Here is an 18,740-nt window from a genome sequence, read left to right as displayed (position 1 = left end):
CCCAGATTGTTGCTGTGCGGATGTCTCACTCAGCAAATGTCTACCCGAGAAATATTCCTCACGTCAACCATCTTGCCGTAGACTTGGGCCATGGACCCATTCGACGACCCCCGGCTCACGGCGATGGGCCTGTTCGCGGAGGTCTACAGCGGGCTGTCGAGCAAGACCAGCCCGACACTGGCCGCCGCAGGACTCTCCGAGGTCGACTTCGAGACCCTGATCCGTCTTGCCCGCTCTCCCGAACGACGGCTGCGGATGAGCGACCTCGCCGCCCAGACCTCGTTGTCCACGAGCGGGATCACCCGCGTGGTCGACCGCCTGGAACGCGACGGGCTCGTCGAACGGCATGCCTGCGCCAGCGACCGCCGCGCCTCCTACGCCGTGCTGAGCGAGGCGGGGGCGGAACGCCTGCGTGCGGTGCTCCCCAAGCACATCAAGGACATCGAGACCTGGTTCACCGGGCTGCTGACCGAAAATCAGCTCGCCGATTTCCTGGAGGCGCTGCGGATGATCCGCGACGTCGTACGGCCCTGCGCGACCGCCGGCGTGCGGGAGGTGAGCAGGGCACCGAAGGCCAAGACAGGCTGATACCCGCCGGAACGTGATTCCTGGGAACTGACCGGACGGGGTGGCGTAAACGATCGATTTCTGGTGGACTCCATAATCCAGGAAACGGCTCCCCGACAGCCGACGCAGCCCCCCGTACCCGAGCCCATGGAGCATCCGTGCGTTTCCCCTCGCACGCACTCGCCGTCCTCGCGGCCGCGGCCCTCGCGGTTCCCGTCGCCGCTTCCACCTCCGCGTTCGCCGCGGCAGCGGCCTCCCCGAGCCCGAGCCCGAGCCCGACGCCCGCTCAGACACAGACGCAGACGGCCGCCGCGACGAGCCCGAGCCCGCAGCCGGTGGTCACCGTCACCAAGACGGTCACCCCCAAGCCCACCCCCCAGACGACCAAGACCACAACGACCAAGACGACGAAGACGACCCGGCCGAAGTCCGTGCCGAAGGACACCGTCCAGGTCACCGTCAAGAAGGTCGTGGACGGCGACACCGCCGATGTCGTCACCGAGAGCGGCAGGACCGTACGGATCGGCCTGCTGGAGGCGGACGCCCCCGGCAAGGGCGCCTGCTGGTCCGAGGAGGCGTTCGCCCGGCTGATGACGCTGCTCCCGCCGGGCAAGCCCGCGTATGTCCGGGCCGCCGAGCAGGTGCCCGAGAAGGGGCGCATCCTCATCTATCTGTGGTCGTCCACGGGCGTCTACGTCAACGGCGACATGGTCAGGATCGGCCTCGCCCAGGCCGTGAACTCCTTCCCGGAGCACAGCTACACCGAGTGGCAGTACTGGGAGCAGGTCCGTGCCCAGACGGACAAGCAGGGGCTGTGGTCGGGTTGCTGGGCGGCCGACACCTACGACAAGCGTTCGGGTGTCCAGGTCCCGTCGGGGACCGGCGGCGACGCCCTGACTCCGGCGCCGATCGAGCCGGCGGACGCGTCCCCGGCCCCGCCCGGCACGACGTACTCCCCCGAGCCCATCCCGCAGGGCAACACCACCGGATCGGTCGCGGTCAGCCCCTCTCCGACTCCCAGCCCCAGCCCCAGCCCCGGCGGCTCGAACGACCCCAAGTACGACACCTGCGAAGAGGCGATCGCTGCCGGTTACGGCCCTTACTACCAAGGGACCGACCCCGAATACGTGTGGTACGAGGACCGCGACAACGACGGCGTGGTCTGCGAATGATGACGGTCAGTTGACCCTTCTGCGAGCGTCGGGCACGACCAGGTCGCCGCGCAGCTTGGCCATGCCGCGCGAGACCGAGCTCTTGACCGTGCCCACGCTGATCCCGAGGGTCCTGGCGATCTCGGGCTCGGTCATGTCCTCGTAGTAGCGCAGCACGATCGCCGTGCGCTGCCGTACGGGGAGACGGTCGAGCGCCTGCTCCAGCTCGTCGTACCGGTGCCGCGTGTCCTGCTGCACCGGTACGTCGGGAAGCTCCTCGGAGGGGTATTCCTCCAGCTTGCGCCGCCGCCACCAGGAAATGTTGATGTTCACCATCGCCCGCCGCACGTAGCCGTCGAGCGACGATCGGTCGCGGATGCGGTCCCACGCGAGGTACGTACGCGCGAGGGCGGTCTGCAGGAGGTCCTCGGCATCGCAGGGGTTGCCGGTCAACTGGTTGGCCACGCGGAGCAGTGCCGCCCCACGAGACTGGACGTACGTGCGAAACTCCTCATGGTTCACGATCAGGGATCACCAACCCGGCCAGAGAGGCATCTCGTGCCAGAATCGCAGCCGCGCCCCTGGATCCGGCTGAACCGAAATCCAGGTTTCGCACCTACCTGGGCAAAGAGCGGGCAAGCCGGTGGCGGCCGGTCGCCCATGCCGTACGTCCTGTCGGGCGGTGGTTTGCCCGTTACAGGTGGCAACGCCTTGCACCGGGAGGAGGAATATTGATCCCGGACGCCACCATCGCCCGGAAAACCACCTCTCCATCCCCGTCCGGCATGTGAGGCTGGAGAGCGTGGAAGGGGCGATGCACCACCGGGCCGGAGAGCGCAGGCGGAAGCTGGCGGCGGCGGTTCTCGGCCGCGACCCCCGGCCCGCGCCGCGGTCGCCGGAGGAGACCGAGCCTTTCGACGTGGTCAGCGGCGAGCTGCTCGACGTGAGCCCGCACCTGATCATCCTTGAGACCGCCGACGGCGAGCAGCGGCGCCTGGTGATCGCGCCGTGGGCGACCGCGTGGCGCGGGGGCACCGTGGCGCCCGCCGACCTGCCGGCCGGGGCCCGGATCGTCGTCCGGGCGCTGCGCGGCGGCACGGTCGCCGAGCACATCTGGGCCGACATCACCCGGATCACCGGCGTCATCCGGGAGGTCGGCGGCCGGCGCGACCTCACCGTCGAGCTCGATTGCGGCCCTCATCGCCGGGAACGCTCCATCGTCGTGCCCTACCGCTCGTCCGGGCGGATCCGGGTGCGGCATCCCAAGCTGGAGCCGGGCTACCTGTTCGACGCGATCGGGCTGCTCGACCAGGGCACGTCGCTCGCGCATCTCCCCGCGACCTCGCAGCCGCCCTACCGGGCCACGGCCGTGCCCCCGTCTCAGGTGACGTACGGCGGAAGCGAGACGGGCATCTCGGGCACGGCGGTCTGGGCGGACCTCACCGACCTCACCGACCTCCCGGGTTTCGCGGGGGCGGGCGTCACGGAGGGCGTCGCCTATCCCATGCTCGAACGCGACGAGACCGGCTGCGGCGACGCGGGCGTCTCCTGCGCCGGCCTGCCCTATCTCGCGCTGGGCTCGGTGCTGCGCGTACGCAATGTGTGCGACGGCCGGGCGGACACGCTGCCGATCGTCGCGTGCGGATGCCTCGCGGGGCAGTTCTGCGACCGATGCCTGGAATGCGGCACGTCCCCGCGCGGCAGGATCGTGGAACTGACCGCGTCCTCGTACGTCGCGCTGGGTGGAGACTTGACCAAGGGCTGCTTCAATGCCCGCGTCGGATTGGGGTGACCGGTGCTTTCGACCATCGCGGCTGCCGCGCTGCCGATCCTCGTGGTGACGCTGGCGCTGGGCGGCGTCGCCAAGTTGGCCACGGTCGGGCGCGAGGCGTCGCCGGGCGCGCTGGCCCGGCTGGGCCCGGCGGTGCTCATGCCGGAACGCTTCGCCAAGGCCGCCATGATCGCCTGCGCCCTGGTGGAGTTCGCACTGGCGGCCGTTCTGCTGGTCGTGGACCACCCGGTCGCCCGGTGGCTGCCGACCGTGTTCTTCGCCGTGGCGACGTACGTGCTGTGGGATCTGCGCAGGCGGCGGCCGGACGTGGGGTGCGGCTGCTTCGGAGACGTGAGCGACACCCCTGTCGGGCTGCGCTCGATCGGCCGGGCCGCGGCGCTGACCGCGATGGGGGCCCTCGTCGGGGCCGAGGGCCTCACGGGACTGCCTCAGGTCACCGTGGAGATCGCCCCCTGGATCGGCGGAGGGGTCGCCCTGCTGCTCGCCTGCTCACCCGAGGTCGACGGGTTCGTCTCCCGGCTGCGTCACCGGACGCCGTGCGAGCAGCGGCCGATGCCGCCCGGGCGGGCGCTGTCGCGGCTGCGGGCCAGCGCGGCGTGGCGGGCTCAGGCCGGGTCGCTGCTGGCGGACGAGCCGTCCGACATGTGGCGCGAACTGTGCTGGCGTTTCTTCGTCTTCCCCGCTCAGGGCGATGCGGAGGTCGTGTTCGCCGTGCATCTCCGCGGGCGGCGCCCCGCCGTACGGGCCGTCGTGGTCGGCGCCGACGGCCAGGTGGTCGCACCCGACGGCCGCGGCGATGCCTCTCTGCGGGAATCTACGCCTGTATCGGCCTGACGCTATACATGCGTAGATTCCCGCATCGAGGTCTTTCACTTCAGCTCTCTACGGCTCTCTAGCTTCCCCTCTAGAAAGCCGTAGAGAGGTCGATGGGCGCGCCGCTCAGACCGGCTGCGCGCGGAGGAACCTCCCGAAATGCGGAACGGTGAACCCGATCACGCCGCGCTCGGCGCTGTAGATCAGGCCTTTCTTGATGAGACTGTCGCGGGCCGGGGACAGGCTCGACGGCTTACGGCCCAGCGTTTCCGCCACCTCGGCGGTCGGCACCGGGTCGTCCCCGAGCTGGGCCATGGCGTGCATGTAGTCTCGCTCGGCGGGGGTGGCCCGCTCATACCGGCTGCCGAAGAAGCCCACCGCGAGCTCCTCCTCGGCCTCCGGGGCGGACACCTTGATGTCGTCGGCCGTGATCGGGCTGCGCGGGGCGAGATCCCAGGCGACCTTGCCGTACGCCTGGACGAAGTAGGGGTAGCCGTCGGCCGCCTCGTACAACGCGTCGAGCGCGTCGGGGGTGAACTCGACGTCCTCGCGGGCGGCCGGGGCGATCAGCGCGAGGTCGGCGGCGTCCCGGTCGAGCCGGTCGATGCGCGCGTACCGGAACAGCCGCTCGGAGTAGCTCTTGCTCGCCGACAGCACGCTCGGCAGATGGGGCAGGCCGGCGCCGACGACGATCAGCGGGCCGCCGTTCTGCGACAGCTCGTGGCAGGCCGCGCACAGGGCCGAGACGTCGGGCGCCTGCACGTCCTGCATCTCGTCGATGAACAGCGCGATGCCGACGCCGAGATCCGTCGCCACGCCCGCGGCGTCGACGAACAGCTCGGTCAGGTCAATCTCCAGGTCGCCGGAGTCGGCCCGGCCGCGCGCGGCGGGCACGTCGATGCCGGGCGACCAGTGAGAGGTGCCCTTCGCCGCGGCGGGGTCGCGCATCGCGAACGCCTTGAGCACGCCGAGGAACTCCTCGATGCGCTCGGGGGCGCGGTGCCGGGGAGCCAGCTCCCTGATGGCCATGTGCAGCGCGGCGGCCACCGGGCGGCGGATCGACTGGTCGGGCCTTGCCTCGATCTTGCCGGTGCCCCACAGCCGCTGCATGGCCATGGACTTGAACGTGTTGAGCAGGACGGTCTTGCCCACGCCGCGCAGGCCGGTGAGGACCATGCTCCGTTCCGGGCGGCCCCGGGCCACCCGCTCCAGCACGATCTCGAACTGCTGCAACTCACGGTCGCGTCCGGCGAGTTCCGGGGGGCGCTGGCCGGCGCCGGGGGCGTAGGGATTGCGCACGGGGTCCACGCTCTCGGACTTTATGACGGGATATAGCGGCCGTCGTAGATTTCCGTAGAGAGCGCTACGGCGTGTCGCCCGGCGCGGCCGCGGCACGCACCGCCCGGCGACGGGCGGAGCCTGAACCGGGACGACCGGGACGACGACGGGCGGAGCCGGGGAGGGCACGACCGGATCGAAGACCACGGGAGCGGCGACGGCCGGCACGAGGGTGTCGGACACCGTGGGCACAGCCATCACACACCCCTTACCTGCCGGGACTCGACCGAACCCGTGTTCGATCCGATGGGCATGACTGTAGCGCGTCATCGAACACCTGCGCGAGCTTTCCACGAAAGCTCCGTCAAACGCCGTCGTTCGCCGGCTCCCGCACCCCCGCTGTCGCCGGCCCCGCAGCGGCTTGCGCACTCCCCCGGGCGGTCAGCTCCAGTAGTCGCGTTCGGGGAGCCTCACCCACATGTCGGGCTCCCCGGCGATCGCCGCGGCGTCGTCCGGCCGCAGGCCCGCGCCGGCGCAGCAGTACGCCACGGCGTTGCCGTGATAGAGGTATTCGATGAGGATCTCCTCGGCCGGTTGCTCCGCGTGGGGACTGCCGCCGCCGGGGTGGGAGTCCCACTCCACGATCTCGCCGTCCCGGGTGACGCTTCCCTGGTTGCCGCTCTTGGGGTTGGCGAACATGGCGTAACAGACGGTGCCTGCCGACAGGAGCTTCGTGACGCCGGGCATGTACGGCCCGTATCCCCACGGCTGGCTGACGACGCAGCCGCCGGGCACGTCCGTGACGCCGACGACTCCAAGACTCTCGTCCATGAAGGACCAGGGATCTTCTACGATCTCCTCGACCTCCGCAGCGTCGGCCGGGACCGCCTCCAGACGGCGCACCGCTTCCGCCGCACTGATCCCGGCGACACAGGCCAGCCCCATGCCGTCGTCATAGAAATCCCCCACAGCGGCGATCAGCCGCCGGGCTTCGGCCACGACGGCGGCCTCGGCATCGGACAGACCGGGCCGACCGGTGTGATCGCCGAACAGGTCGGGGGCCGGCGTGGCCAGGCTGAGCCGCCCGGGCGACCACCCGTTCATCATCGGCCGCCACGGGTCGGCCCCGGCCCGCGCCAACACCCGGGCGTTGTCCGCGCGGTTGGCGAAGACGGCCGCCCACAATGCCGTACGGCCCTCGTGCTCGGCGTCGACGTCGTCGACGCGGGCGGCCAGTTCCGCCACCACGTCGGGAGAGCCGATTTCGGCGGCCGCGTGCAACGGCCGTCTGTGAAAGAACCCACCGGAGTTGGGATCGGCGCCCGCGTCGAGCCGGGCACGGATCAGCCTCAGGCTCTTCCAGGAGTCCCAGCCGATGCCGGACCAGTCTGCTTCGTGGGCGACAGCCATGACGCTCCCTCGGTGAGTAAGTACGCCGATCATGGCGTGGCCCACCGACATTTCGCCGGCTCTGCGTGGCGAGCCGTCAACGAGGCAGATACGGGTGATCGAAGCTAGTCCTGTTCCAGGGCGGCGAGGTCCTCCGCGGTCAGCCGGATCCGTCCCGCCCCCATGTTCTCCTCCAGGTGGTCGGGGGAGCCCGTACCGGGGATCGCGAGCGACACGGGCGAGGCCGCCAGCAGCCACGCGAGCGCGATCTGCGCCGCGGTGGCGCCGTGGCGCTCCATCACCGGCGTCAGGCGGGTCCGGTCGATGGGCCGCAGCCCGCCGCCGAGCGGGAAGAAGGGCACGAAGGCGATGCCGTCCTTCTCGCACCGCGCCAGGAGCTCGGTGTCGCCCCGATCCTGTACGTGGAAGCTGTTCTGCACGGCGGCCACAGGGGCGATCGCCAGTGCCTCGTCCAGATGGGCGGCGGTGACGTTGCTGATGCCCAGGTGCCGGATCAGCCCCTCCTCACGCAGCTCGGCCAGGACCGCGAACCTGTCCGAAAGCGATTCGCCGCCCGGCGGGTTCAGGCCACCGATCCGCAGATACACGAGGTCGAGCCGCTCCACGCCGAGAGTGCGCAGGTTGTCCTCCACCAGCCCGCGCAGCTCGGCCGGACCGGCCTGGCTGCTCGGCACCCCGTTCTCGTCGAGCAGGGGCCCGACCTTGGTCGCGATCACCAGGTCGTCCGCGTACGGCGCGAGCGCCCGGCGGATCAGGTCGTTGGCCGCCACGCCTCCTCTCCTGTAGAACCAGGCCGTGTCGATGTGGTCCACGCCGAGCTCGACGGCGCGGCGCAGCACGGCGACGCCCGTCTCCGGGTCGCGGACGGCACCCTGGAAGGTGCCGGTCGGCAGCCGCATGGCCCCGAAGCCGAGCCGGTGAACGGGGAGGTCGCCGCCGAGGAGGAACGTGCCGCCGGGCGCGGCGTTCGTGTTCGTCGTCATACCCGTCAGCCTCGTGCAGCCGAGGACGACGGCCAACGCGGTGGCAGCAAGCTGCCACGTCCGGCGGGGTCATAATGAATGGGTGACAGCCGACAAGGTCATGACAGTCCGCGGCGACGCGGAGCTCGTGGCCCGTGCCGGTCATCTGTTCACCGGCGCCCAGCACGAGTTCGTATGCGCGGCCCGCGACCTCGACACATGGTCGCGGCCCGACGCGCGGCAGTCCGTGGCCCGGCGGCTCCCGAGGCACGGCGCCTCCGGCCTGGCCGTCAAGAAGCTGTTCACCCCCGTCGCCCTCGCCGACGAGGCCTCGCGGGCGCACCTGCGCGAGGTCGTGGCCAACGGCGTCGAGGTGCGCATCAGCTCCACACCGCTGCCGCACGAGACGATCGTCATCGACCGGCGCGTGATGATCCTCGCCGAACGGGACGGGCCCGGCCCCCGCGAGTACACCGTGACCACCTCGCCCACGCTGGTGAACGGCGTGTACTCCCTCTTCGCGGCCGCCTGGGACGCCGCGACCGAGCTGACCGCCTACCTGCGCGGCGACGCGCCGCACCTCGACGACGACAGCCGGGCGGTCCTGCGCGCGCTCGGCGCGGGCTACACCGACGAGACCGCGGCGCGGCATCTCGGGCTGTCGTTGCGTACGTACCGCAGGCGTGTCGCGGAGCTGATGGACACACTGGAGGCCGATTCACGCTTCCAGGCGGGGCTGCGCGCGGGCGAACTCGGGCTCACGGGCTAGCGGCGCCCCCGCCTCTCCCGGTCGCCGGCAGTGCGACGATCAGTGCCAGGGAACCGATGGTAATGGGGGCCACCGATGGCGCATCCGGAGCAGCGGCGCCTGGCACGTGTCGCCGCCTACGCGAAGGTGTCCACCGCCTTCGCCCTGATGAGCGACCGCCGGCTTGCCGCGCTCGTACGGGAGGCCACCCCGCTGGGCACCGGCATCGGCGGAACGTCGGCCCTCCTGGACGTCGAGGGCGTGCGGATCTTCGTCAAGCGGATCCCCCTGACCGACCTGGAACTTCGCCCCGGCAACCGCATGTCCACGCGGAACGTGTTCGGGCTGCCGGGCTTCTACCAGTACGGCGTGGGGTCGGCGGGGTTCGGGGCCTGGCGTGAACTGGCCGTCCATCAGATGACCACCAACTGGGTCCTGGCAGGTGAGTTCGCCGGCTTTCCGTTGGCGTACCACTGGCGGGTGCTGCCTGCCCCGGCCCCTCCTATCGGACTGTTCTCGGAGTTCGGCGGTCTGGAGGGCGCCGTGGCGCATTGGGGTGGCGCACCAGCCGTCCGGAGGCGCCTGGAGGCGCTCGAACGCTCCACCATGAGCATCGCCGTCTTCCTGGAGCACATTCCGGGGACCTTGGGCTCCTGGCTCGCCGACACGGAGGTCTCGGCGTTTCCGCAGGTGGAGAGGGAACTGGCCGCGGGGGTCGCATTCATGAGGAGCCGACACCTGATCCACTTCGACGTGCACTTCCGCAACGTTCTCACGGACGGAGACCACCTGTACTTCTCCGACTTCGGTCTCGCGCTCAGCTCCCGTTTCGAGCTCTCCGCCTCGGAATCGGACTTCCACGTCACGCATCGGGACTACGACCGCGACTACGTCATGGCCCACTTGGTGAACCAGCACCTCGCCGCGCGGGTTAGCGGTGGCGCGGATCGGCGGCGCTTCGTCCGGAACTGGGCCGACGGCGACAGGCGATCCGGCGTCGCCGGATCGGCCGCCGTGATCCTTGACAGGCATGCGGCAACGGCAGCGGTGATGGACGATTTCCACCGGCGCCTCTGCGAGAGCAAGCACACGCGCTATCCGGCGGACGAGTTCGGCCGCATTCGGCGCGGGGCCGCTTCCGACACCTGATGAGGCGCTTCCTCCACGTCCCGGTGTTACCGGCGCGCCCGTCGCCGGAACGCCTATCGCAGCGTGTGCGGGAGCACGAGGGCCGCCGCGGCGACCAGGGTGAGCAGTCCCAGGTAGGCGAGGACGAGCCGGGTGTCCCTGAGATAGCACTTGCTCCTGGTCAGCCCCGCGCGGCGGGCCCGCCAGTATCCGGCGAATCCCAGGGCCGCGAACCCGAGCACGGCCCACGCCCCGAACAGCCAGGCGAGCAGCGCCACCGTCGCATAGACGCACAGCTTCAGCGGGTCGTACGGCTTGGCCTGCCCGCCGTCGGACGCCTGGGCCGTCTCGGCGGCGCGCGCCTGCTCGTACGCGACGCCGGTCGGCCGGTCGCCGGGCTCCCCGCGCGGGAGGGTCATGTGATCTCCAGCAGCGGGAGCCGTACGCCGACGTCGGCCGCGGCGACGGCGGACAGGCGTTGCCGCGCGAGCGCCGGCCAGGCCTGGACCGCGCAGAACGGCGCGCACTGGTCCTGGTCGGAGCGGGTGCCGACGTGGACGCAGCACTGCACCAGGCGCTCCTCCAGCATCGTGGACATGTCCATGAAGGGCTTGATCGTGATGCGTACGACCCGTTCGCCCAGCAGCCGGCGCAGCCGCCGCCTGCGGCCGGGCAGGGCCGAGGACGCGAGCGTCAGCAGGGTCGTCAGCCCGAGGTCGCAGTTCTCGCAGATGTCGCGCCAGACCTTGCCGATCTCGGGGTGCGACAGCGACGACTGCTCCGACAGCAGGCCGAGCAGCGACTCCTGCACGGCCATGCGGAGCTGGTGAGGGATCTCCGAGTCGGCGATGCGGTTGGAGACGAGCCCGAGGTTCTCCTTGAGGCGGTCGTGCCCGATCAGCGCGGTCAGCGAACGCCACCGATCGGCGTCATCCTTGATCATGTAGCCGACCGAGCAGCAGTGCGGATGCGAGCAGGGCAGGGCGGTCAGGTCGCGCCAGGTGACCAGGCCGTCCGTCTGCGGGCCGAGGCGCTTGAGCACCCCGGTGTGGGTGAGCCGGTCCATCGGGTCGATCGCGCCGGACCGCCCCGAGCCGAACTGCGGCTGGATCGAGACCCCGCCGACGTACGGCGTGTCGAGGGCCAGGCGCACCACGTCGCCGATCTCGCCGTCGTTCACACCAAGGGAGGCCGTCATGACCAGCGTCGTGAAGATCTCCCGCTCCGACAGCCGCCGCAGCGCCTCCGCCTTGAGCCGCCGCAGGTCACCACCCCTGTGGTGCCGGGACGCCTCGGCCGACACGCCGTCGTACTGCAGGTAGACCTCGACCCGCTCGCGGTGCTCGGTGAGCAGGTCGAGCAGGGCGTCGTCCCTGGCCACCAGGAGTCCGTTGGTGTTGATCAGGATGCGGGTGACGGGCCGGGCGGCGAGTTCGGCGAGCAACTCGGGCAGATCGGGGTGGAGGGTCGGCTCGCCGCCGCTGAGCATGAGCACGTCGAGACGGCCGTTCTCGCGGGCCAGGCGCTGGTCCACGTTGGCGAGCACCTCCCGGACCGGCACGATCCCCCGCAGGTCGGGCGAGGAGTCGGTGAAGCAGGTCGGGCAGCGCAGGTTGCACGCCTCCGCCACGTCCTCCAGCAGGATGCACGTGTGCTGGGTCTGCATCTCCGGCAGCCCCCGCAGATAGGCCTCCGGGACGGGGTCGAAGTTTCCCGCGACGTCGGGCAGATGCGCCTTGGTGGGGGCGGTCCACTCCTCCAGGTAGGCGAGGATCTCCGGGTCCTCGTCGTAGAGGGTCCTGACCATGCCGTGGGTGCGGCAGCCGCGCTCCAGGTAGACCCGGCCGTCGCGCGCCGCGAGCCAGCCGGACAGGCGCGGCACCTCCGCCAGCGGACGGTCCGGCCGCTCGTCGTGGCAGCGTGGGCAGAACGCGTTGACGTAGCGGAGGATGCGGTCTCCCCGCAGGGGCATCCCGGTGGTCACAGGGCACCGTCCGTGTAGAGCGAGGGGTTGACGCCGGTGCAGAAGCCGGCGGTGAAAATCGTCATGAGCGCCCAGCCGATCATCAGGCCCATCCCGAGCCCCCGTGACCAGGGCTTGCGGAGGAGGAGCAGCAGCGTTCCGCCGCCGAACGCGATCAGGGCGAGGATGACGGATCCGCCGATGAGCGCGACGTTCTTGTAATCACTCGCGACACCGTCCGCCGCCGCGAGGGTCGCGAGGAAGAGCACGAAATTGACGACCACGTAGGCCACGATCCCCGCGATCGTCATCGCGACGACCACGCCGGTCGTGTTGGGGGCCGGGGGCGGCGGCCACGCGCGCGGCGGCCCGCCCGGGCCGGAGGGGCCGTACGGCCCACCCGGGCCCTGCGGCCCGTAAGGCGGCGAACCGGCCGCGCCCTGAGACGGCGGACCGAACGGGCCTTGAGGCGCGTGAGACGGCGGGTCGGCCGGACCGTGGGACGGCGACGGACCGGAGGGGCCGGGCGGACCGCCGGGAGGCGGCGGCACGGGCGGCAGGCCGGGAGGATCGCCCGGCTGCGGGTCGCGCGGCTGCTCGGGCGGCTCGGGGGGTGTGCTCATCTCTCCTCCTCGCCCGCGGGCGACAGCAGGGCGGCCGGTAACAGCGGTCGCCGCTCGCCCCGGCGGGGGAGCAGCCGATCGTAGAAACCCTTGCGATATCCGATCCCGAGACGGACGCCGAGGAGCATCAGCCCCGGGACGAGAAACCACTGCGGGCGGGTCAGGTCGAGCCAGACCGTCTCGTTCGCCCGGGTGAACTCGACGAGGAACCGGAAGACGGCGTACACGCCCAGATAGAGGGTGAACAGCTCGCCCGGCCTGTCGACCCGGCTCCGCGCCCACAGCAACGCGCCGAAGGCGGCGAGCTGGAAGACGGTCTCGTACAGGTACGACGGGTGCATGGCCTGCCCGGACACGCAGCCGGGGCATTCCGGAACGGTGGCGGGCGCGTGGACGCCCCAGGGAAGGCTCGTGGGACGGCCGGGGGCCTCGGTGAGGAAGCAGCCGATGCGGCCGACGGCCATGCCGAGCGCGACGGCGGGCGCGAACAGGTCGCCGGTCCGCTCCCGGTAGCCGATCAGCCGTTTCGCCACCAGCACCCCGACGTACGCACCGGTCAGGCCGCCGAGGATGCTCCGGGCGCCGAACATCCACGCCTCGACGAGGCTGGGATTGAGCGCGGGGTCGAGATGCTCGGCCCAGCCGGACAGCCGCATGCCCAGCGCCCCGCCGACCAGCGCGCCCGTGACGGCGACGAGCGACTCCTCCCGTAACGCTCCCCGGCGCCGCGCCTCCAGGACGAACACCACGCTCGCGAGGATCACGCCGAGACCCACGAAAAACGCGTGGGTCGGCACGCTCACCCCGCCGAAACGCAGTTGCTCAAGCACGACGCCACCCTAGCGGCGGGCCACGACGATTCCGATCGTCAATTCGTACGGCTTACAGCCCCTTCATACGGCGATTCCGGCCAACCGCCCCCGGGGCTTCGTCCACAGGAGTCCCGTTGTCCCCAGGAGCGGGCGCGACCGCCCGCGCACGCCTCGGCCGCGGGTAACCTGCGCCTATGACCTCCTTGTGGAACCGCAGGTCAGCGGTAGTGATGGCGGCTCTCGTCGGGATGACCGGCTGCGCCGAGGTCGGCGACGCCGGCGCGTCCGCCACCGCCCGGACCCGGGTGCCCGCGCCCGCCGCGGCGTCGTCGGCACCGGGCTCGTCCACGCCTGCCGCTCCCTCCTCCGCGACGGCCTCCTCTCCGTCCGCCACTCCGTCGTCCCTGCCGGTCTCGCCCGCGCCCGGCGAGGGGCCCACGCCGAGCCCGAGCGGACCGCCGCCCTTCTCCGCCAAGATCGAGAAGGTGTCCCGCGACGACGTCCGGCACTCCTGGCGTCCGGGCTGCCCGGTTCCGCTGAGCGGACTGCGGAAGATCACCATGACCTACTGGGGCTTCGACGACCAGGCGCACACCGGCACCCTCGTGATCAACAAGAAGGTCGCCGAAGACGTGGCCTCCGTCTTCGGGAAGCTCTACGAGATGCGCTACCCCATCCGCCGGATGGAGCCCGTCGACGTCTACAAGGGCAGCGACTACGACTCCATCGACGCCGACAACACCTCGGCCTTCAACTGCCGCAACGCCACCGGCTCCGGCAGCTGGTCCAACCACGCGTACGGGCTGGCGGTGGACCTCAACCCGCGAGAGAACCCGTACGTCTACGCGAACGGCTCACACGCCCACCGCAACGCGGACGCGTTCGTGGACCGGCCGCTCAAGAAGCCCGGCGTGATCAACAGTGGAGACCGCGTGGTGCGGGCCTTCGCGCAGATCGGCTGGGGCTGGGGCGGCTCGTGGTCCGGCGCCAAGGACTACCAGCACTTCTCCGAGAACGGCCGCTGAGATCGGGGCCGATATCGCGGGCAGTCCTCTGGCCTGCGATTCCACCCCTCATCGTCTCTGGACGTTTCCGGGCGTCTCGCACCTTCGTGCGCCCCCGTTGTGCCCCGCGCGCCTAGCATCGTTTCGTCCCGATCCCTTCGATACGAACCCTGGGTGAGAGCGCCAGGGCAGATCAACGGGTGCCAACCAGTGCCGTCAAGTCCAGCTCGGATGCTGCCCCGTGGGCCGCGTAGCTGTGTCAGCGAACCTGCTGACGAGTCCACTCCCGTCCGCCAGTGTCCAGCGTCGTTCGTCGACGTTGTCACGCAGTTATGCACGCAGACAAGGCACGCCGGCCCAGGCCAGGGATCATAAGTGGTAGATCCGCTTTCCGCGGACCAAGTTCCTATTGACTGAATTTCCTGTACAGATCGCGGTCGCGCCATGAATCAGAGAAGGCCTCCAGCATCGCTTCATAGAGTCGAAGATCACTGACATTCCTCCTGGGCTCCGAAATCCTACTCCTAATCGCTTCCTCAATCACCGGCCACCGCAACTCGTACATAACGAACGAAACCAATTCGACGACACCCTCCCTAATTGAGTCGATCAGGGTGGTGAGCTCGGTCTCAAATTGGGGCCTCAGGTCAGGATTTCGCTGCAGCACCGCGAGCGCACGCTCTAGATCTCGCTCAAGATCCTCAACTCCGCACGTAGCCTCAGCCGTATGCAAGACCTCTTGGATAATGAGCCGAAACTCGGAGACGGGATGAGCAACTGGGAGGTTCCCATCAGACATACTTTCCATCCACACTGAGTCCATTTCTATTTGAATGCGTCCGCGAGCGTCCAAAGTATAGATCGGGTTTGTCCTCAAGGTCGTCCTGTAGGCCGGGTTCAGATTGCGCATGTTCGCTACCTGCATGGATTCGCTCCGAACTACAAGCGATCTGCGGAAACGCTTCCGTTCGTTGCCATCGCTTGCCAGCGCTTTCCGGAGCCATGTGCCCCCAATGTGCCCTCGAACGTACGTCGGGCCGGTACCGATCCCTTGTCATCCGATGGCACGTAGACCGGTACCGTCGGCGCATGAGCCAAAGCGGATCACAAGCCGCAGCGTTCTTTCGCGATGTGGTTGTCCGACGGCGTGTCTGGACAGTGCGCGACTCGGACGGCTACCCGGCACCGTTGACGTCCAACGGTCGTAGAAGTATGCCGTTCTGGTCATCGGCCGCACGGGTGAAGAAAATCATTGACACGGTTACGGGGTACTCGGAGTTTGAGTCGGTGGAGATTCCGCTCGACGTCTGGCTGAGCAAGTGGCTGCCTGACCTTAGCGAGGATGGGATCTTGATCGGGATTAACTGGTCAGGCGCTCGGGCGGTTGGCTGGGATCTTGAGGTAAAGGACGTGATCGCCAGGATTGCTGCAGCGCAGGGAGCCTAAAGCCACCAGCTTGGATGAGTTCGGCCCATGGGCCGCTGACATGCTCAAGCCCTGGTCAGAGTGGATTTCGTTTTGGCCGCTCGATGGCGGCGAGAGCATCAAGGCCCTGAGCGAGTACCTCGGTCACCATGATCCGGGCTTCACACTGCGGACCTACACCCACCTCATGCCATCGAGTGAAGACCGCACGCGGAAAGCCGTTGACAGTGCCCTGGGGGCACACGGCGCGTCCCCGAGTGCCCTGGATGTGCCCTCGGCGGACGACTGAGGGCCGTTGTCCCAGGTCAGCCGGTGGGGGTGCTGGGTATTTGCGGACTACCAGCACTTTTCCAAGAACGGCCGGTAGTAGCTGCAGACACTCTCACTCCGCCCGCTCCCGGGCCGTCTCTGGGCCGAGTTCACCTTCACGTACCGCGCCTGCGGCTGAACGAGATCCTGGACGGCCCGCAGAGGCACGTACGGCTCGCGCCACCCCGCCCGGACGCGAGCCGTACGCTCGTCAGCTCTTCTTGAAGGACCAGGCGCCGTCAGCCTTGATCGTGACGAGGATCGTCCCGCCTGGGAGCGGGACCTCACCGTGCCAACTGCCGATCTCGTTGATGAGCAGTTCCCTGCTCGTCTCGGTCCAGGCCTCGACGATGAAGTTCGCGCTCCCCGAGTGCCGTGCGTTCACCGTCGTGAGGCCGGCGCTCGGCGGGGCGACGATGGCCACCTCGTCGCCACGACCCGTGAGCGAGTCGCCTGACCAGACGCGGGCCATCGACAACGGCTTCAACACGATCGTCCACGCTCCATCGGCCTGGATCTTCAGCGCGGCCGTCTCCTTGCCGTCGTCCTCGTTCAGCAGGACGCTCCCCTTGTAGTTACCGATCTCGTTGACGATCGCGCCCTGCTCGGCGCCGCCCGGGTCGAGCGGGGAGACGATGAAGTTCGAGCCTCCGCGATGGGTAAGCGTGACCAGCCATACGGCCGACCAGTCGCTCTTGCGCAGCTTGAGGACCTTCGCCCCGGCGCCGCTGTAGGTGCGCGGCTTGGGCTGCGGGCTGGGCGGCGAGGATGGTTCCTCACTCGCACTGGTGTCCTCGGCCGCCGTGGCGTTGGAGTTGGCCGGCGCGCTCGACTTATGCGCCTTCGCAACGGGGCTCGTCGTGCTCGATGGGTTGGAGGCGAGAGACCCGATGGCCGCCATACAGCCAAAGAGCAGGACGAACGGAAGCCCGATCACCAGCAGCCAGAAGCCGGGCCCCTTACCCTTCCGGCGTCGCGGAGGCGGGGGTTGCCAGCTGGGCGGCTGCTGAGCAGGCCCGCCGTACGGAGACTGTTGGAGGTGTCCGCCGTACGGGTGCTGGCCGGCGGGCGGTCCGTAGGGACCGTTCGGGGGGCTGGGCTGCTGGTGCATGCCGTTACTCCAGAGGCTCGGGGTGCTCTGTGCGGTAGGGGACGTGCTCTCGACGGGCAGGGTTGGCGGCCGAGATTGGACCGTTGCAAAACCTCATCGAGCACCGCCCGGGATTGCATGCAACGGGGGGATATGCCGGGAACAGGCCGAGGGTGCCGCTCGGTGCACGCGACGCCGCACCGGCACGACACCCTCAACTTGGTGGCGGCCCCGCCGACTCAGGCGTGCGGTGGATCGCCGTCCGGCCCACCTGCCGTCCCGAACCGGCAGGCAAAGGGACTGCTCAGCGGGGTCCCCGCCCACCACGTATGGCACCACGTACGGCATGGTGGGCGAGGTCACCCGGCCGGTGACCCTGGGAGGGGGTTACGGCGTGACCTGCCTGCCGCCGAAGGTGACGACGAGGTGGCCGTCCGAGGCGTAGGACCAGCCGAGGGCGCCGGTGTAGGAGGAACACCGGGATCCGTTCGAGCCCGACCAGAACTGGTTGGAGCTGTCCGCGTTACCGACGATCTTGTCGTTGGACCCGCTGCCGCTGCGGCAGGAGGTGTTGCCGCGGAACACCGAGGTGCCGGTGTCGAAGGAGAAGTTGCGCTCGGCGTTGTCGATGCCGACGTTGTCCGAGATCGACATCGTGCCCGGGTTGCTGTTGTAGGTGAACCCGTGGTGGCCGTTGCGATACGCGATGCTGCGCCGGACCACGTGGTTGACGGAGATCTTGTCACCGCCGAGCTTGTAGCCGTTGCGGTCGCCGTCCCCGGCCTGGCTGCCGTCGGTGAGCGTGCCGTTGTTGTACGACAGGGAGTCCTCGATGGTGACCGGCCCGATGGCTCCCGTGTCCGTCTTGGTGTAGAGGTCCCAGCCGTCGTCGATGTTGTTGTGGGACACGTCGTAGCGGAAGACGTTGCCCGTGCCGGTGGTGAGCTTGGCGGCGAAGCCGTCGGCGTCCTCGCCGTCGGCGTCCGCGTTGTCGTGCGACTCGGAGCTGAGGATGAGGTTGTTGGACGGCCACTGGTCGCGGGGGGTGTCGGAGGCGATCCGCCCGAGTTGCAGCCCGGTGTCGCGGTTGTAGCGGGTGATCGTGCGCTCGATGACGTTGTTGCTGCCGCCGACGTAGATTCCGTTGTCGCCGGCCCGCTCGACGACGACGCCGTACACGCGCCAGTAGGAGCCGTTCACGGTGAGCCCGCGGTTCGACGAGGACTCGCTCTGTGCCGAGAAGTTCAGCACCGGAGTCTCGCCGGGGTAGGCGGACAGGGTCTTGCGGGCGTTCGAGGTGCCGTTGTTGCCCGGCGCGATGGTCACCGTCTGCGCGAAGTTGTATCGCCCGCCCCGCAGGTAGATCGTCCCGCCGGGGGCGACGCGGCTTATCGCAGCGGCGAGAGTCGTCGGGTCCGACTGCGTCCCCGCCGCGCCGTCCCTGCCGTTCGGCGACACGTACAGCGCACCGTTCGACGGTGTGGTCGTGGGCGATGGCGAAGGTGAGGGTGAGCGCGTGGGTGAGGGTGACGGTGAAGGCGAGCGCGTGGGTGAGGGTGAGCGCGTGGGCGAGGCTGCGGGCGATGGGGTGGGGGACGGGGTGGTGGTGGAGCCGGTGCAGGTGACGCCGTTGAGGGTGAACGAGGCGGGCGTGGGGTTGGACCC

At 69.6% G+C, this 18,740-nt stretch carries 19 protein-coding genes; 8 read left to right on the top strand and 11 right to left on the bottom strand.

Features of this window, described 5'->3' with window-relative positions:
- The first annotated feature begins 90 nt into the window (after positions 1 to 90).
- The gene (locus tag BXA11_RS39525; protein WP_076443017.1) at positions 91 to 588 is read left to right on the top strand and encodes a MarR family winged helix-turn-helix transcriptional regulator; all 498 of its coding nucleotides are present in this window, start codon (positions 91 to 93) and stop codon (positions 586 to 588) included.
- A 137-nt stretch (positions 589 to 725) separates the two neighbouring features.
- Positions 726 to 1,739 (top strand): thermonuclease family protein, encoded by a 1,014-nt coding sequence (locus BXA11_RS44195; protein WP_204054070.1) that lies wholly within the window; start codon positions 726 to 728, stop codon positions 1,737 to 1,739.
- A gap of 6 nt (positions 1,740 to 1,745) precedes the next feature.
- Here BXA11_RS44195 and BXA11_RS39515 read toward each other — a convergent pair whose 3' ends face one another.
- The gene (locus BXA11_RS39515; RefSeq protein WP_076443013.1) at positions 1,746 to 2,246 is read right to left on the bottom strand and encodes a SigE family RNA polymerase sigma factor; all 501 of its coding nucleotides are present in this window, start codon (positions 2,244 to 2,246) and stop codon (positions 1,746 to 1,748) included.
- A 274-nt stretch (positions 2,247 to 2,520) separates the two neighbouring features.
- Between BXA11_RS39515 and BXA11_RS39510 the strand changes: the two genes are divergently transcribed.
- Entirely contained in the window at positions 2,521 to 3,510 is a 990-nt protein-coding gene (locus tag BXA11_RS39510; RefSeq protein ID WP_239105318.1) for a hypothetical protein, read from the top strand.
- A gap of 3 nt (positions 3,511 to 3,513) precedes the next feature.
- Complete coding sequence (locus BXA11_RS39505) at positions 3,514 to 4,344, top strand: MauE/DoxX family redox-associated membrane protein (protein WP_076443009.1); 831 nt, start codon at positions 3,514 to 3,516, stop codon at positions 4,342 to 4,344.
- A gap of 105 nt (positions 4,345 to 4,449) precedes the next feature.
- On the opposite strand, the gene BXA11_RS39500 is transcribed toward BXA11_RS39505, so the two are convergent.
- The 3 genes from BXA11_RS39500 to BXA11_RS39490 form a co-directional block, all read right to left on the bottom strand.
- Positions 4,450 to 5,631, bottom strand: a complete 1,182-nt coding sequence (locus BXA11_RS39500) for an ATP-binding protein (protein WP_030512443.1) — start codon at positions 5,629 to 5,631, stop codon at positions 4,450 to 4,452.
- Positions 5,632 to 6,042: 411 nt separating this feature from the next.
- Positions 6,043 to 7,011 carry an ankyrin repeat domain-containing protein gene (locus BXA11_RS39495; protein ID WP_076443007.1) on the bottom strand — a complete coding sequence of 323 codons (969 nt, stop codon included), beginning with the start codon at positions 7,009 to 7,011 and terminating at the stop codon, positions 6,043 to 6,045.
- A gap of 104 nt (positions 7,012 to 7,115) precedes the next feature.
- Positions 7,116 to 7,994, bottom strand: a complete 879-nt coding sequence (locus tag BXA11_RS39490; RefSeq protein WP_076443005.1) for an aldo/keto reductase — start codon at positions 7,992 to 7,994, stop codon at positions 7,116 to 7,118.
- Between the two features lie 82 nt (positions 7,995 to 8,076).
- Here BXA11_RS39490 and BXA11_RS39485 point away from each other — a divergent pair, with 82 nt between their 5' ends.
- Both BXA11_RS39485 and BXA11_RS39480 read left to right on the top strand, forming a co-directional pair.
- A complete protein-coding gene (locus tag BXA11_RS39485) occupies positions 8,077 to 8,742 on the top strand; it encodes a helix-turn-helix domain-containing protein (RefSeq protein ID WP_143734792.1) in 666 nt (221 codons plus the stop codon).
- 75 nt (positions 8,743 to 8,817) lie between these two features.
- Positions 8,818 to 9,870 carry a protein kinase gene (locus BXA11_RS39480; protein WP_076443003.1) on the top strand — a complete coding sequence of 351 codons (1,053 nt, stop codon included), beginning with the start codon at positions 8,818 to 8,820 and terminating at the stop codon, positions 9,868 to 9,870.
- A 53-nt stretch (positions 9,871 to 9,923) separates the two neighbouring features.
- On the opposite strand, the gene BXA11_RS39475 is transcribed toward BXA11_RS39480, so the two are convergent.
- Genes BXA11_RS39475 through BXA11_RS39460 form a run of 4 tightly spaced genes read right to left on the bottom strand, consistent with a single transcriptional unit; the run spans position 9,924 to position 13,265 of the window.
- Entirely contained in the window at positions 9,924 to 10,268 is a 345-nt protein-coding gene (locus tag BXA11_RS39475; RefSeq protein WP_231514203.1) for a hypothetical protein, read from the bottom strand.
- Positions 10,265 to 11,833, bottom strand: a complete 1,569-nt coding sequence (locus BXA11_RS39470; protein WP_143734791.1) for a radical SAM protein — start codon at positions 11,831 to 11,833, stop codon at positions 10,265 to 10,267. The genes BXA11_RS39475 and BXA11_RS39470 overlap by 4 nt, the downstream gene beginning before the upstream one ends.
- Positions 11,830 to 12,435, bottom strand: coding sequence for a hypothetical protein (locus BXA11_RS43550; protein WP_159454905.1), 606 nt, complete (start codon positions 12,433 to 12,435; stop codon positions 11,830 to 11,832). The genes BXA11_RS39470 and BXA11_RS43550 overlap by 4 nt, the downstream gene beginning before the upstream one ends.
- Positions 12,432 to 13,265 (bottom strand): prolipoprotein diacylglyceryl transferase, encoded by an 834-nt coding sequence (locus BXA11_RS39460; RefSeq protein ID WP_076443001.1) that lies wholly within the window; start codon positions 13,263 to 13,265, stop codon positions 12,432 to 12,434. Before BXA11_RS39460 ends, BXA11_RS43550 begins: the two co-directional genes overlap by 4 nt.
- Positions 13,266 to 13,441: 176 nt before the next feature.
- On the opposite strand from BXA11_RS39460, the gene BXA11_RS39455 reads away from it, so the two are divergent.
- Entirely contained in the window at positions 13,442 to 14,272 is an 831-nt protein-coding gene (locus BXA11_RS39455) for a M15 family metallopeptidase (protein ID WP_239105317.1), read from the top strand.
- A gap of 385 nt (positions 14,273 to 14,657) precedes the next feature.
- Here the strand turns inward: BXA11_RS39455 and BXA11_RS42855 are convergent, their stop codons facing one another.
- A complete protein-coding gene (locus tag BXA11_RS42855) occupies positions 14,658 to 15,161 on the bottom strand; it encodes a hypothetical protein (RefSeq protein WP_143734789.1) in 504 nt (167 codons plus the stop codon).
- Between the two features lie 179 nt (positions 15,162 to 15,340).
- On the opposite strand from BXA11_RS42855, the gene BXA11_RS39445 reads away from it, so the two are divergent.
- Complete coding sequence (locus BXA11_RS39445) at positions 15,341 to 15,697, top strand: DUF2750 domain-containing protein (protein ID WP_076442997.1); 357 nt, start codon at positions 15,341 to 15,343, stop codon at positions 15,695 to 15,697.
- Positions 15,698 to 16,196: 499 nt separating this feature from the next.
- On the opposite strand, the gene BXA11_RS39435 is transcribed toward BXA11_RS39445, so the two are convergent.
- Together BXA11_RS39435 and BXA11_RS39430 are read right to left on the bottom strand one after the other, a co-directional pair.
- A complete protein-coding gene (locus BXA11_RS39435; protein WP_076442995.1) occupies positions 16,197 to 16,886 on the bottom strand; it encodes a hypothetical protein in 690 nt (229 codons plus the stop codon).
- Positions 16,887 to 17,462: 576 nt separating this feature from the next.
- Complete coding sequence (locus BXA11_RS39430; RefSeq protein ID WP_373320707.1) at positions 17,463 to 18,533, bottom strand: hypothetical protein; 1,071 nt, start codon at positions 18,531 to 18,533, stop codon at positions 17,463 to 17,465.
- Between the last annotated feature and the right edge of the window lie 207 nt (positions 18,534 to 18,740).

Source organism: Microbispora rosea, assembly GCF_900156315.1.
Classification (GTDB): domain Bacteria; phylum Actinomycetota; class Actinomycetes; order Streptosporangiales; family Streptosporangiaceae; genus Microbispora; species Microbispora rosea.
Note: the sequence above shows the minus strand (reverse complement) of the source record. Positions and strands in the feature narration are given on the sequence as shown.